This window comes from Pedobacter hiemivivus (assembly GCF_005144565.1).
In the GTDB taxonomy this organism is placed as follows: Bacteria; Bacteroidota; Bacteroidia; order Sphingobacteriales; family Sphingobacteriaceae; genus Pedobacter; species Pedobacter hiemivivus.
This window is the reverse complement of record NZ_SWDX01000012.1, coordinates 1-14275: the sequence shown is the minus strand read 5'-3', so window position 1 is coordinate 14275 and position 14275 is coordinate 1. Positions and strand designations below refer to the sequence as shown.

Below are 14275 nucleotides of genomic sequence, written 5' to 3'. Positions count from 1 at the left end.
TAGGATAGTGGATTACAGCGCGACGAACGCCTTAGTAGACCGCTAAAAAAAGCGCATAAAAAAACACCTCCACATGGTAGAGGTGTTTTTTTTATGCTTTAAAGAAACTTATGCTTTTGCAGTAAGTTGAGCTAATACAGCGTTGTTTTTAGCTAACTGATCTTTACTAGATTGTTTTGATCTGCTACCTAACTCAATGTTAGTAGCTAATTTTAAGAATTTCACATCTAATTTTGCGAAAGTTTTATTTCTTCTGTCTTTTCTTTTTAATCTGGTAACTGCCATGTCAATCTTTTTTTATTTTTTAATAAAACTTGGAGGTCGAGAGCGGATTCGAACCGCTGTAGGAGGTTTTGCAGACCTCTGCCTAGCCACTCGGCCACTCGACCTTATTAAATTTCAGGATGCAAAAATAGTAATTAAATATTAGGATGCAATTTATTTCTGAAAATTTCTACTAATATCTGCACACAGAATTGCAGCAGATATCGCAACGTTCAAAGACTCAGCGCCTCCAGTGCGTGGAATAGTTACTGGATTTGTAATTAATTTTATCACCTCCGGTGTGATTCCTTGACCTTCGTTACCCAAAATCACCAATCCTTCGTTACCCCAATCGGTTTTATACATGCTTTTTCCATCTAAAACTGCCCCAAAAATCGGCATTTTAATGTTTTTTAGGAGCAAAGGGAGCTCTTCATAGTAAATATTTACCCTGCTTAAGGAACCCATAGTCGCTTGTACCGTTTTAGGATTATAAACCTCAACGCAATTATTTGAGCAGATGATTTGCTTAAAACCAAACCAATCCGCAGTGCGGATAATGGTGCCCATATTACCGGGATCCTGTATACCATCCAATACCAACGTAAAGCAGTTTTTTAAGTCGGCTACATTTAATACTGGTGACTTCGGAATGTTTACCAATGCCAGTATTCCCTGTGGAGTTTGTAAAGTACTAATCTTATCCAGTTCGGCGTTGTTTACTTCAAATAACTTTATATTTGCTGCTAAAGTAGGTAGTAAAGAATGATATTGCGCTAAGTAATAAATACTGTGTATCTGGTAATTGGATTGGATAAATTCTTCAATAGATTTTATACCTTCAATGATGAATATTCCGTTTTCTTTGCGGTACTTTTTTTGATGTAACGATTTTATAAAACTTATCTGAGATTTTGAAAGCATACCACGATTATAAAAAAAATGTTCTGTTTCGTGCAATATTACTATTTATTATTGTTTTTGTTACAGCATGTTCATCAACAAAATACATCGAAGACTACCAATCTATCGTAAAAAGGGTAGAGATAGACAGTGTCCCAAAGTCATTACACGAAGAAGCATTTAATTATATACAAAAGGATATCAGACCCACGTCTAAGCTCGGTGTCAATGTTTTGATTTATAATATGTTTAATACCAAAGACGGACGCTATAAAACAAATAATGTTAAACCTTTGGGTACGCCACCTCCAATTCTGGACAGTACACTGGTTGAAATTTCGCGTAATCAGATCGAAAAATACTTAATGAGTAAAGGGTATTTTAATGCAAAAGTTAAATCCGATATAAAGGTTAAAAATAAACGGGCCGAAGTTTTTTTTAAAGCAGATACCGGATCTGCATTTTCTGTGAATAAGATCATCTATGAAATTCCAGATCCGAAAATTAAAGAATTGTATTTATCGCAAAAGGCGGCGTATAGCCATTTAAGAGAAGGAAGACGTTATGATGATGACTCTTTGGCTTACGAGCGGGATCAGGTTTACCTGATGATGAAACAAAAGGGGTATTTCAATTTTTCTCGTCCTTATATCAAATTCACTGTGGATTCGAATTTAAATGCCAGCAAAGCGAATATCACCATGATTATAGACAATCCTGTGGATAAGCCAAGGCATTTACAATACAATTTGGGTGAGATGAATATCATTATAGCGCCAAATTCTGATGGTTTCCCTGATTCTATAAAAATGAACCCTAGAATTTATAAGGGGGTAAGGTTTACCGATCTGTCAGGGAAATTTCGAAGGAACCCCATTACGAGGTATAACTTTTTGCAACCAGGTCAGCAATACGATATTGGGAACGAAAACTTAACGTACGATCGTTTGTATGAATTGAATGTTTTTAAGAATGTTAAAATTGAATACAATAAACCTAACGATAGCGCCGGTACGGTAGATCCGGTAATCCATTTGATTCCACAAAAGTTGATGAGCAATAGAATTGAGGGGGAGGTACCCTTTAATGGTGGTACAGTTGGTTTTACCTTGAGTAATACATATACCAATAATAACCTTTTTAGAGGGGCCGAGAAATTCGAATTTCAAATAAAGGGCGGTTTGCAAGCCTGGTTGGGGCAGGGGAATGTTTTTAGTGAGATTTATCAGCGTGACTTTTCTGTGAGTACAAATTTATCTGTTCCTCGATTGATGATTCCTTTTATGCGATCAAAACCAAATAGAGGAGGCATGCCACATACCATTTTCTCTGCTAGCTATGTTTACGCTTTGCAGAAGGACTTCTTTCAGCGTAAGGTGATCCTGACCTCAGTTGCTTATGAGTTTCGTGAGACCAAGTCTAAATTCCATACTGTAACCCCTTTAAATTTCGAGTACCGTTTTGGGGGCTTGCTTTTTGATCAGTTTGATTCCACAAATGTGAATTTCCCAATCATCAGAGATAATTTGGTCAACCTGCTATTGTTGGAACGAAAGAACGTAACATTAGGTATCAAATATGCTTATACTTTAAATGCCGAAAAGTTATTGACCAACGGAAGTTTTATTTACTTCCGGGGGGATCTGGATTTGGCAGGTAATATGTTACAAGGAGTATCAAAATTGTTCCATACTAAGGTGGATTCGCTGGGTTCTTCAACTATATTTGGTGTTCCATTTAATCAGTATGTACGACCTGAGATTGATCTTCGTTGGTATAAAGGGCTTGGTGGTGATAAACAGTTTGTAGCCAGAATAAATGCCGGAATAGGCTACGCTTATGGTAATTCCAAAGTAACAGGTATTCCGTTCGAGAAACTGTTTTACGCAGGTGGATCAAGTGGGGTAAGAGCTTGGCAAGCCAGAACTTTGGGGCCAGGCAATTACAACAGAGGGATCGCGATTACAGATCCGAACCAACGTAAGATACTCTATGGCTTTGACCAGATTGGTGACCTGCATATTGAGGCAAATTTGGAGTACAGATATAAACTGTTAAACAAATTTTTTGGTGCTAAACTTAAAGGAGCCATCTTCCTGGACGCGGGGAATATTTGGAATGTATCGAGTGGATCGCCGGCAACCAGGTTTGATCTTAAATCATTGGGCAAACAGATTGCCATAGGTACAGGTACTGGCTTTAGATACGACGTGCAGTATTTCGTATTTAGGTTTGATGTGGGATTAAAGCTTAAAGATCCGCAATTTACAGGTTCTGATCAGTGGGTGATCGGTAAGTTTCTAACGGGTGGAAAAGCCTTTAGAGCTGCCTATGATGCAGCCAACTCTCCAGACTCCTATCGCTTTATACAATACAATTTTGGTATCGGAATGCCTTTCTAAAACATCCCTTTTAAGCCATCGAATATAGTTTCAAAAAAGGTCGATAGGTTTAACCCATTGCTATGATTGAAATAAATATAGATCACCAAAAGGATCACAGCTATCGTGATGAATTTTCTAAAAGCGAAGGCGAAAAAGACAATCAGGGCAGGGATAATCACCAACCACATGCTATTAATGGCATATGGATTTAGATCCCCATCTTTTTTATAAACGTAAAGTAGTTTACTATGTGTACCTGCATCATTTTGATGTTTGATGTATACAAATGCGGAGCGCTCCAGCTGCAAAGGGAGGATGGCTACACCATCATGAAAGTTTACCGGTTGGGTAAATCCACTTACGGTAAAAGTATAAGTGCCGTTGATTTTTTCTAGCGGATTGTCTAAAGAATCGGCAGCTATAATCGCAAGTTTGCTGTTTTTGAGCAAGCTCTCTTTAACTACGAAATTATTAATGTCTGCTTTTTGGGCAAAGGCCGTACCGCTGAATACCAAAAGCAGGAGCAATAAATAAATTTGTCTCATTCTAAAGATCGTTTGTTGTAAATTAAGTACCCCAAATGTAATAAAACGCCGTTTCTTTTTATCGGGTCATCGTATAAATTATAGCTGAGGCTTATTGGGCCCAGTGGAGTGTGATAAACCAGGCCCGCAGTGCCCGCATAATGCCATGTGGTAAATGCTTTTTTATTGGCTACACCCTGAAAGCCAACTTTTTCAAATTCACGGTAGGGCAAAAACACGTATCCCTCTACCCGGAGATCCAAATTTTTCTTAATGTTATATACGTTTTTAAGTCCACCGGCAAGGTAAGTGGTCGCTCTAAAATTTTCTAAAAATATCGATCGACTGTCTTGCAATGGATAAAATGCAGGTGCTGCCAATAAAGTCGAATAATAATTAGCGAAGAGCGGTTGATTGGAGTATACGGCTTCAGCCTGATAACCCAATGTGTATTTTCCGAACCTTAAAAAGTAGTTCTCTTCGCTCATTTTTAGGTTTATCCATTGTCTGAGTTGCTTGTTTACGCCAACTTTTAGGGTTGTAAGCAGTGCTGTAGGCTCATTGATATTGCCGGGGGTATAACTTTCGCGTCCAACAAAATAATTAAAGCTCAATAAGAAATTACGACCTTTATTGGCATACTGTTTACGGTTAAGGGTGTACTGTTCAAACGATAGGCTGGATCTTGAGCCATTTAAGATTGTTTTTTCCAAGGTATTGCCAACAGAGAAACTGTTGTTTGGACTATAGTTGTCATTGTTGTTGATAAAAGCTGTGCTCAAGGTAATCCGGATATTCCTGTTCAATGGTATCCCCATTTTAAGCTCAATTTTTCTGTCCGACTGCTCTATATAAGTAGGATGTGGGTTTTCAATAAATATGGAACTTGTCTCGTAATAATTAAAGTGATTGTAGGTTATATCGGCACCAAGAAACAGCGGCAAACGGGAAGGGAAATCTACACGACTTGTTAATTGTACAGATTCGTAAAAACGCCCGGAATAGAGGTTCACACCAAAAGCGTAAGCTTTCCTATCCAGGAAGTTGTATTGTATACCTAAAAAAACATTGCTAATTGGTCTGCTGGAGATGTTCCCCCCGAAATCTATTTTTACGCTTTTCTTTGGATGAGCAAGTATTTCAAAGTTAAAGTTGTCCGATACCGGGTCATATGATATTTTAGGGTAAATCGATTCAAAGGTTTCATCAGCAACCAGTTTGTAGTAGCCTTGCTTAATGTCATTCAGATTAAAAGTCGCCTGGTCACTTTTAAAAAGTCGTTCTATATATTTTTTTTGTTGTGTATTTACACCACTTACCCTTACACTGTTGAATACCAGATCAGGCTTTTTATTGTTGAACTCAATTCGTTTAGCGATAAGGTCATTAATACTCACCCGTCTTTTTATCTTCTTTTTAATCTGTGCCATGTTGGCCATCGTTGCATCATATCCCTGCTTGATCAGGGCTTGTGCTGGGGTAAAATTACTTGCGATATAATCTTTAACGTCTGGCTGGATATAAACACCATTGTCGCCAATAAGTGTGGAGTCTGATTTGGCCAGGAACATAAATCTCATCAACCTGTTCATTAACCGATCATCCCCGTTCTTGGGATATTCACTATAATTTTTGGAAGAAACATTGGCACCGATCATGATGTCAGGATTAAATTCCTTTTTCATCACATCAGCCGGGAAATTATTGTATAATCCGCCGTCGACAACATATTTATCCTCTAGTTTTATAGGGCGATAGATCAATGGTACTGCCATTGTTCCTCTTACTGCTTCGGCTAAGCTGCCTTTTTTAACGGTAATACTGGTTTGAGATAAAATATCAGAAACCATGCAACGGTAGGGGATAAATAGGTTGTCGAAATTATCTTTAGAGATGGCCGATGCTTGCGAAAAAAGCTCTAGCAATGCGAAATTTAGGGGGATGTCGTTGACCAGATTAGATCTAAAACTTACGCGTAAGCCTGTATCCAGGAGTAGCTTGGCCGTGACTACAGAGGCATTTAATGGCTTTTTTTGAAAGAAGAAGCTGTAATCACTGTTAAATCTGCCAGTTACCCAATCCTGAAATTCAGGGCTTAGGGCCACCTTTTCTATTTGACTGGGAGAATAACCTGCCGCATACATGGCACCTACTATGCCCCCCATAGAAGTGCCAGTAATGTAATCGATTGGGATATTGTTTTCTTCCAGCGCTTTTAAAGTGCCAATATGGGCAATTCCCCTAGCGCCACCGCCACTCAATACCAAACCTACTTTTTGGGCATTACTATGAAATGCCAAAAAGACCAGGGCGATTGTTAGGAGTGTTTTTAAATTGGTCACACCCTAAAATAGGGAAATTAGTTCAGAATGAATATATTATAGGTTAATACTGTTGCGAAAATTATCCATAAAATATAGGGGATAAAGAGCAGACCAGCTATTTTATCTATCCTATAAAATAGGATGGCATTTACGATGGCGATAAATAATAGAAATACGATTTCGAATACAGCTACGCCAATTTGATTTGAGTAGAAGAAGATGAAAGACCACATCAGGTTCAACATCAGTTGAATGAAATAGATGGCGATGGTCCGTGGAAAACGGTTAATGGTATCTCTTTTTTGCCATACCCGATAGGCCGAAATGCCGATTAGAATATAAAGGGCAGTCCATACCGGAGCAAAAATCTGGTTAGGTGGATTAAAAGAAGGCTTAGCCAAAGTTACATACCAGGTTGTCACAGAACTGGAGGTGAAAAAGGCACCAGCAACTCCAAAGGCAAGTGGAATCGCAATGTTAATAATCAGTGCAATCGGATTTAATCTCATTTATTTTTTCGTGTCTGGAGTGATCAACATGCTGAAGTTATAATACAAAACATCTCCTTTTTTCAAGTGATGCTCGCCGCTGTAGTTGTCGGCCAGTATGGCTTTTCCTTTTTGTTCGATATGAATGCCGCCATGCCCATCATTAGCCCATGATGCAGGGATTTTCTTGTGCTGGTTGTCTGTCAATTCAAATTGCAGACCACCAGTAACATCACCAACCCACACTTTAGCTTCTGCAGCCTTGTCTGTGCTCCATTTCCATTCTATGGCCTCAGGCCTTAATTCTTCTTTCTGACCAAGGCCCTTAACAAACTTTGCGGCCGCTGTTGTAAAAGGGATATGCATACGGATATTATCCAGGTTGATGTCATTCAAAGCCGTTATTTTAACGGTGTAAGCCAATTTTCCATCCGCTTTAATCAGCCCATCCACATCCATATTCAAACTGTCGGAAGTGTTTTTAACTGACCAACTTACTTTGTCTGGTTTCTGCGATGTATAGTTGAATGCGCCATTTTTCCATTTGATGTCTTTATGGTTCAGCGAATTGATCACATGAAAATGGATCGGTTCTGTAACCAGGTTAAATGAGGTTTGGATCATTGCGGGGAATCCATCAGCATTTATATCCAGTTGTTTGCCTGGAAGGGTAATACTTTTTTCTTTCACAACAAGAGTCGCATCTGCTGTTGTTTTTTTTTGTGCATTGGCATTTTTAATCAGTAGCAGCACTACGAAAAAGGCAATAGTTTGTTTCATCAGAAAAGGTTGAATGATAATTTTTTAAAAGTAGAACATTTTAGGCATAATTTCAGGACTCAGATTCAAGTTTACGTGTGAGGTAAACAATATCCTTAATCGACTCATCCATTTGAATAGCCGTATGCCTTACTCTTGCCAGCAGTTCAAGGTTATCAGGGTCGCTAGGTTGCTTAATGTTGAAGAGATCAACAAGTCCTAATAAATTTGATACGGGTCCCCGAATTTGGTGCGCCTGCACCCAGGCAATTTCTTTAAACTGTTTATTCTGACTTTCTATCTTTTGTTGGTAATTCTTTTGGTCGGTAATGTCGACAAAGTAAATCGCCAATCCACTTTCAGTTGGGTAAGCATTTACGGCTAGCCAGCGAGCAATCGTATGGTCAAACTCTTCAAAATGGACAGATACATGCTCGTCCATGGCTTTATGATATTGCGTAAAAAATTCCAGTGTTAAAGATTCGGGAAAGATATCCCACAGATTTTTGCCAAGTAGATCTTCTCTGTTTCTTTTTAGTATTCTTTCAAATTCTTTGTTGATATAGGTAAATTCCCAATTCTTGTTTACGGTAAAAAAGCCATCTGTAATACTCTCCAATATGTTTTCTTTTTCCCTTGCTTTTTCTTTAAGCACGTTTTCAGCCTTCACATTGCCATCTATATTGATAGCCGTAACCAGTTTACATCTTTTGCCAGCAAACAATATTTGGTGGGTATAAATGTGTACATAAAAGGTTTCGCCGTTTTTACGGGTATGGTGCCAGATTCCTGCATTCGAATAAGTAGGGGGCAGTTCGTCATTTATCTTGTAAAAAGCATCCAATTCTGTCACAGGGCGAATATCCTTTGCCGTAAGTTGTAGGAACTCATTTCTATCATATCCATATTGGCGCAAGGCGGAAGTATTGGCCTCTAAAAATTGATAGGTTTCTTTTTCATAAATGTACATAGGGCTTGGGTTCTCCCTAAAAATTCGTGTATAATTGCAAGAATTCTTTTTTCTTTCGATGGTCAGGTATAGTGTTTTTTTTAACAATAGTGGCTCTACCCAGGATTTAAGCAACCAGTCATCGGCCCCAGGTGGGAGTATACTATCGGCCGAAGCTGTGGCGGTAATGATAATCAATGGATGATCTGGAAGCTCGGTACTTAAATGAAGTACAAAAGGACCAGCTAGTTCCAGGTTTTCGGTCACAAACAAGATGACTTCATAGTTATTAGGGTCTTCTTGTTGATAAGCTGATTTTGCCACTGTAACCACCTGAGAAGAGTGGTAGCCTATGTTTATAAGTTGTTTATAGAGGGAATCATCATTAGCATTCTGATCATTCTCCCTAATAATTAGTGCATTTTGATAGAACATGATAAAGGTGTATTAACTCCCGTTGTATGATTAAGATTCAATTTATTCAAATATTTGCTGAGATCAAAATTTGTTCCGATATATTATTTCCGATTTAAAGTATTTTTCATCATCTTAGAAGATAAAAAAATAGATTATGAAGAAAATAATTGTTTTAGCAATGGTTGCCGGGATGTTTGCAACCTCAACGGTTTTTGCACAGCAAGATAAGAGTAAAAGACCAAGCCCGCCGGCAGTGGTAAGAGAAACACTAAATTCTGGAGCTACAGTTGTTATTGACTATAGTCAGCCATCAGTAAAGGGTAGGACGATCGGTAAGGAAATTGCACCATTTGGTAAAGTGTGGCGTACAGGAGCTAACGAACCAACTACATTTGAAGTAAGTAAAGCCGTGAAGGTTGATGGAAAAGCACTAGCTGCTGGTAAATATGGTATGTATTCTATTCCGGGCGAAAACGAATGGGTTATTATTTTCGGTAAAAAATCAGATGTATCTGCAGATAAGCATGTTGAAGCAGATGACGCTTTGCGTATTAAGGTTAAGCCAGCAAAAGCAGCAGCATTTACGGAGAAAATGACGTTTACAGTTGATAAAGGTGGTAAAGTAGCCTTAGTTTGGGGTGATATTTCAGTTCCTTTTATGGTAAAGTAATTTGATGTGGATTTTAAGTAAATGAATCCATATATTTGCGCTCCTGTCTCCGTAGTTCAATGGATAGAATTTTGGTTTCCGGTACCAACGATATGAGTTCGAATCTCGTCGGGGACACTACAGAAAGAGGGAATTTCAGCAATGAGATTCCCTCTTTTTTTTATTCATATGTCTGACAGTTAGATTATTGTAATTTTTTCGGATTGGCTGATTTTTGAACTCTAAAATCTCAGTGTTTTTAGAAATTTTTAAGCGTTATTTTGTTTGATGTTCTGATATATAGTTGTTTGATTTGTTTTTTTTATTCAAAGTTCTAAAAAAAGGTTCGATATCCGGAAGGGTGAGTTAAAGAGAGTCGAACCAGAGCAATATATCCCTAGGAGAGTAAAATTGTTGATTTAATAAAAACGGTTAATAGCGGGCCTAGATACTAGTAAATATAAATAGTCTAGACAGTAATACGACCATTCCATTAATGCCGCAATAACCTTGAGTTTGTTAAGGTTTAATAGAGTTAGCACTATTCTTTATGAATTAATCAAGTCTTTGATTATCAATATTTATTGCTTAAGTTTAGCAGTGTAATTGATTTATAATATAGATGGCAAAGGATAGAGGTACCAGTACAACGGTTGATCGGCCAGTAACATCAACCAAGGACAATAAATAGTTTAAAAAGAATGGCTAAAGACAGAGGTAATTCGACAACTGAACAGGATGTAATCCTTTCTACCAGGGGTGCTAAATAAGACAACCAATATAAAAACAAGTACTAATGACCAAAATTAGACTTAGACCGAAAAATCGGTTATAAGTATGATTTCTTTTACTGACAATTAGCGTTAGTCTATTGATTTTGATTGCATATTTTTCAATGCAGTTATAGTAAAAGAGCCTGATTTTATCACCTTCACTAAATTCTTCCCGATCAAATTCGGCATTGAACATGCCTTCTATATTCAATCCTTTTAGATAATGAGCTCTTGCTTTAATAATAGAGAATAGACCATAGATATTGCAAACTGAAACAACTGCAATAACGGCTGAGGTTGTCGAAATTGTTTCTTTGCTCAAAATATACAGGCCTGCTCCGGAAAGAAATGTAACAAATGCAATAAGTGTTTTTATGGATTTGTCTGTAGTACTTTCTACCTCAGATGATAGGTCGCAAAAATGTTCTTTTATTTCATCTAAAGCCTTTTGATACACTTCAATTGGCAAAATATCCCATTCTTTGAATGGAAGTTCGATTTCTGGTTGGTTCATAAAATAAATATACTGTTCTATCTTTGAATTTTGGAAAGTCCTCCCTCTTTCTTTCAAGGATCAAATTGTTAACTTGCTTTGTTTAAAAATAGGTTTAAATCAACTATCAGACAAAGCCCTTTGGATATAATTAATGAATTTCCCGATGCCATTGTAAAAGATGTACACTGGTCTATTGAATCCATCAAATCGTTTCAGGATGAGAAGGTCGGTAAAATAGAAAAAAGTGATTTTCCGATATCTGAATGTACAGCGATAATACAGAAAGATGGTATCAAAGGGTATACCTTTAAAATTATACTTAACAAGATTTATGATTATACTTATAATCAGGATCTTCAAAAGTATGGTATACTGGACGGAATCAGGCTCACTATCAATGGTTCGGGTTATGTAATCGATGCTGATGGAGCAAAAAATGTTGAAATTAGCCTAAGTGATCCTCAGGTTTTAACCTTATGGATCGCTCACATTCAGAGGGGAGAAATTAGTGATTTTGATAAGAGGTTGCTGAGACTTGTAATTCCTATTAAAGCAGACCCTCAGATGGACCTGATCGAATATTCAGGTTTAAGGATCGGATCAAATTACACCCCGGCTGGGCTGATTGAAGTTTCATTCAACAAGAAATCCTACCACGTATTTAAATACGAGCATCCCAATACCGACGATAATTATCTCATAATTGATGGCCTGGAACCAGATGATTTTGCGATGTTCCAGCATAACACCATTGCCATCATCACAGCTATGGGCTTTGTGAGTGGAGACCTTTATTTGGATGAGTATTTTTACCATACCTTGGATAAAGATGAAAATTATAAGGTCGATTATATGTGTTACCAGCAGATGGAGGAATCGGCAATTACCAATCAGGCCATTTTGGACCCGTTAGGTTTTCAGCAGTATGTCGAGGCAACTGGGCAAAGTAGGATAGTTGAGCAGTTTGGGGTTGATATGAAGAAAGCTGTATTCTCGAGTCTATGCCAAAAAATTGCAGGCAGTCTGGAATTTTCACGATGTTGTAAACTGATGATCGAAGGCAATCAATCCAAGCAGATGTTACTTAGAGCTGGGATCTATTCGATCGCATTGGAAACAATTACAGGAATTATAAACGACCAGTATGAAGATAAGGTTAATCCTATTGCGGACAAGAAACTCTCTAAAACCATTATCGATAAAATGCTCTCTACGCTGCAGGAATATGATGCTTTCCTGGATGACTATGGACTTGAAATACTAAAATCAAAACTAAAGAATCTTAATTCTCCAACAAATGCCAAGAAGCTGTCAAAACCCTTTGAGATTTATGGAGTCAATCTGACCAAGGAGGATTTAGATATTCTTAACCACAGAAACAAATTCTTACACGGTACCTCACCATTTTCTGAAGACGAGCTCCCCGGGAAAACATTAGAACTCGGTTTGATAGTCGCAAGGCTATGGTTCCTGCTTAATGTCTTGATGCTAAAATATGCTGGTTACAGTGGCCATATTAAAAATCTCCCGGCTTTGATACTTTTCCGCAGAAAAAAGAATCCTGAGGAAAGCCTTTACAAAATTATATAACCATTATAATGCATGGATATGAAACTTATTGAAAAGTATGTAAGGCAACATCCAGATGAATTTATTAAATTGATCTAGCCATTTTGAACAATCTCTCCCAATTTACCCACGTCTTCTAGATTAAAAGGTGTTTCCTGGTACACAAAGTAGTTGAGCCAATTATTGAAGAGTAAATTCGCATGACTTGTCCAACATACCAATGGCGCATTCTCTGGATATTGTCCCGGTAATAGTTTTTCGGTACAGGTACATCAAGACCTTTCTCCCGGTCTCTGACATATTCCTCGTGAAGGGTTAGCGGAGAGTATTCTGAGTGACCAGTAAGATAAAATTCACGCCCGCCTCGGGAAAATACAATGGCTATTCCTGCATCCGAAGATTCTGACAGGATACGAAGATCTTCCTTATCAGCCAAATCCGATTTCAATATTGTAGTGTGCCTGCTATGAGGAATAAAGAATTCGTCGTCAAAGCCTCTCAACAAGGAGTGCCCCTTTTCAGTGGCAGTATGCTTGAAAACCCCGGATAATTTTTCGTTTAATGGTTTTTTTTTACCCCATAAAAATGATAGAGCGCAGCCTGAGACGCCCAGCAAATATAAAGCGTTGAGGTAACGTGTTTTCTTGCCCAGTCGAAGATTTGAGTGATCTCATTCCAATAGCTTACTTCCTCGAATTCCAGCATTTCTACAGGAGCACCGGTAATGATCAAACCGTCATAGAAGTTTTCCTTTATTTCGCCAAAACCTTTATAGAACATTTCCAGATGTTCTTCAGATATATTTTTAGAGGTGTGGGAATCGAGTCTTAAAAATTCTACTTCAACCTGTAGGGGATTGTTGGATAATAAACGAACAAAATCCGTTTCAGCAGATATTTTAAGAGGCATCAGGTTAAGGATAAGCACACGCATTGGGCGAATATCTTGAGTATCCGCTCTCATATCACTCATAACAAATATATTTTCCTTCTTTAAAAGCTCAATCGCTGGCAGATTATTCGGAATCTTTACTGGCATTTATCACCTCCCTTGTTCTTATTTAAACGCTAAAAATAAGAATAATACCATTGAACTCTACACTAAGTGGTATCTGTGACTATCATATGGCAATTCTGAGACTACTACAACCTCGCTTAATGTATGAAAAGATGAATCTTTCCTAAAAGCGGACTTTGTTTGGCGGTTTTAATTTTCGAGTATATGGACATTCAAAAGGGATGTTTAAAATCTCTAGTAGTGAAGAATTGAAAATCGATCACCTCTAGTAGGGATGATTTTGTATTTTTATCACTAGCAAAATCACCCCATTTAGACAAAATAAGAATTTTATAAATTAGTCAGTTTTATAATCATCAATAAACTTTTTTGAGTTAAGTCCGTAGGGGAACACTTTTTTAACGCTGTGTTAGTATAGTGTTAAAGTTTTTCAGGAAAATTATTAAAAGGGCTATAGATTATTCGAGGGCACTGAAAAAGTTCCTCATTTATGAGCCAGCTTAAGGAACGATCAAGTAGAACATGTTTTTTACTTGATCGTTTTTTTTATTGAACAAAGTTGAGATTTCGTTATACTGATTTTCTGATCAATATATACCTGTCTTTTTCGAAGGATAAATAAGCATTTTGGTTGCAATTGACTGGATTTAACTCAGATTTATTGAATATTAGATCAGTTTTAGGATTCTTTTTAAATTTACGGTAAAAATTGCCATAGCCCCCTGCATTTCCATATTCTGTATTCCATAGGAAGTCGCA

Annotated in this window: 13 protein-coding genes, 2 tRNA genes and 1 pseudogene; 4 read left to right on the top strand and 12 right to left on the bottom strand. The window is 37.6% G+C overall.

Going from position 1 to position 14275, the window contains the following annotated elements; all coding sequences use genetic code 11:
• Positions 1-108 precede the first annotated feature (108 nt).
• The 3 genes from FBD94_RS22530 to FBD94_RS22520 form a co-directional block, all read right to left on the bottom strand.
• Positions 109-285: a spore protein gene (locus FBD94_RS22530; protein WP_131608897.1), complete on the bottom strand. Its 177-nt coding sequence runs from the start codon at positions 283-285 to the stop codon at positions 109-111.
• A 30-nt stretch (positions 286-315) separates the two neighbouring features.
• Positions 316-389 (bottom strand) — tRNA-Cys (locus FBD94_RS22525).
• Positions 390-438: 49 nt separating this feature from the next.
• On the bottom strand, positions 439-1188 hold the full coding sequence (locus tag FBD94_RS22520) for a TrmH family RNA methyltransferase (protein WP_136881886.1): 750 nt from the start codon (positions 1186-1188) through the stop codon (positions 439-441).
• On the opposite strand from FBD94_RS22520, the gene tamL reads away from it, so the two are divergent.
• Complete coding sequence (gene tamL / locus FBD94_RS22515; RefSeq protein WP_136881885.1) at positions 1179-3569, top strand: translocation and assembly module lipoprotein TamL; 2391 nt, start codon at positions 1179-1181, stop codon at positions 3567-3569. The two genes, FBD94_RS22520 and tamL, sit on opposite strands and share 10 nt — an antisense overlap.
• Here the strand turns inward: tamL and FBD94_RS22510 are convergent.
• From FBD94_RS22510 to FBD94_RS22490, 5 genes are read right to left on the bottom strand one after another with little or no spacing between them, the layout of a single operon-like run.
• On the bottom strand, positions 3566-4096 hold the full coding sequence (locus tag FBD94_RS22510) for a hypothetical protein (RefSeq protein WP_131608891.1): 531 nt from the start codon (positions 4094-4096) through the stop codon (positions 3566-3568). The two genes, tamL and FBD94_RS22510, sit on opposite strands and share 4 nt — an antisense overlap.
• Positions 4093-6417 carry a patatin-like phospholipase family protein gene (locus FBD94_RS22505; protein WP_235884607.1) on the bottom strand — a complete coding sequence of 775 codons (2325 nt, stop codon included), beginning with the start codon at positions 6415-6417 and terminating at the stop codon, positions 4093-4095. Before FBD94_RS22505 ends, FBD94_RS22510 begins: the two co-directional genes overlap by 4 nt.
• A 17-nt stretch (positions 6418-6434) precedes the next feature.
• A complete protein-coding gene (locus tag FBD94_RS22500) occupies positions 6435-6908 on the bottom strand; it encodes a TspO/MBR family protein (RefSeq protein ID WP_131608889.1) in 474 nt (157 codons plus the stop codon).
• Positions 6909-7667, bottom strand: a complete 759-nt coding sequence (locus FBD94_RS22495; protein ID WP_136881884.1) for a glycoside hydrolase domain-containing protein — start codon at positions 7665-7667, stop codon at positions 6909-6911.
• Positions 7668-7719: 52 nt separating this feature from the next.
• Positions 7720-9030: a PAS domain-containing protein gene (locus tag FBD94_RS22490; protein WP_136881883.1), complete on the bottom strand. Its 1311-nt coding sequence runs from the start codon at positions 9028-9030 to the stop codon at positions 7720-7722.
• Positions 9031-9166: 136 nt separating this feature from the next.
• Here FBD94_RS22490 and FBD94_RS22485 point away from each other — a divergent pair, with 136 nt between their 5' ends.
• Positions 9167-9682, top strand: coding sequence for a DUF2911 domain-containing protein (locus tag FBD94_RS22485; RefSeq protein ID WP_136881882.1), 516 nt, complete (start codon positions 9167-9169; stop codon positions 9680-9682).
• A gap of 45 nt (positions 9683-9727) precedes the next feature.
• Positions 9728-9799 (top strand) — tRNA-Arg (locus tag FBD94_RS22480).
• 624 nt (positions 9800-10423) lie between these two features.
• Here FBD94_RS22480 and FBD94_RS22475 read toward each other — a convergent pair.
• Complete coding sequence (locus FBD94_RS22475; RefSeq protein WP_136881881.1) at positions 10424-10948, bottom strand: hypothetical protein; 525 nt, start codon at positions 10946-10948, stop codon at positions 10424-10426.
• A 120-nt stretch (positions 10949-11068) separates the two neighbouring features.
• Between FBD94_RS22475 and FBD94_RS22470 the strand changes: the two genes are divergently transcribed.
• The gene (locus tag FBD94_RS22470) at positions 11069-12520 is read left to right on the top strand and encodes a hypothetical protein (protein WP_136881880.1); all 1452 of its coding nucleotides are present in this window, start codon (positions 11069-11071) and stop codon (positions 12518-12520) included.
• A gap of 74 nt (positions 12521-12594) precedes the next feature.
• Here the strand turns inward: FBD94_RS22470 and FBD94_RS26615 are convergent.
• The 3 genes and pseudogenes from FBD94_RS26615 to FBD94_RS26155 form a co-directional block, all read right to left on the bottom strand.
• Positions 12595-13115 (bottom strand): annotated as a pseudogene (locus tag FBD94_RS26615) (homoserine O-acetyltransferase/O-succinyltransferase family protein).
• A complete protein-coding gene (locus tag FBD94_RS26370; RefSeq protein WP_394347796.1) occupies positions 13058-13537 on the bottom strand; it encodes a homoserine O-acetyltransferase/O-succinyltransferase family protein in 480 nt (159 codons plus the stop codon). The pseudogene FBD94_RS26615 and the gene FBD94_RS26370 overlap by 58 nt, the downstream one beginning before the upstream one ends.
• 549 nt (positions 13538-14086) lie before the next feature.
• Positions 14087-14275: hypothetical protein (locus FBD94_RS26155; RefSeq protein WP_205945934.1), on the bottom strand; the 189-nt coding region annotated here is incomplete at its 5' end.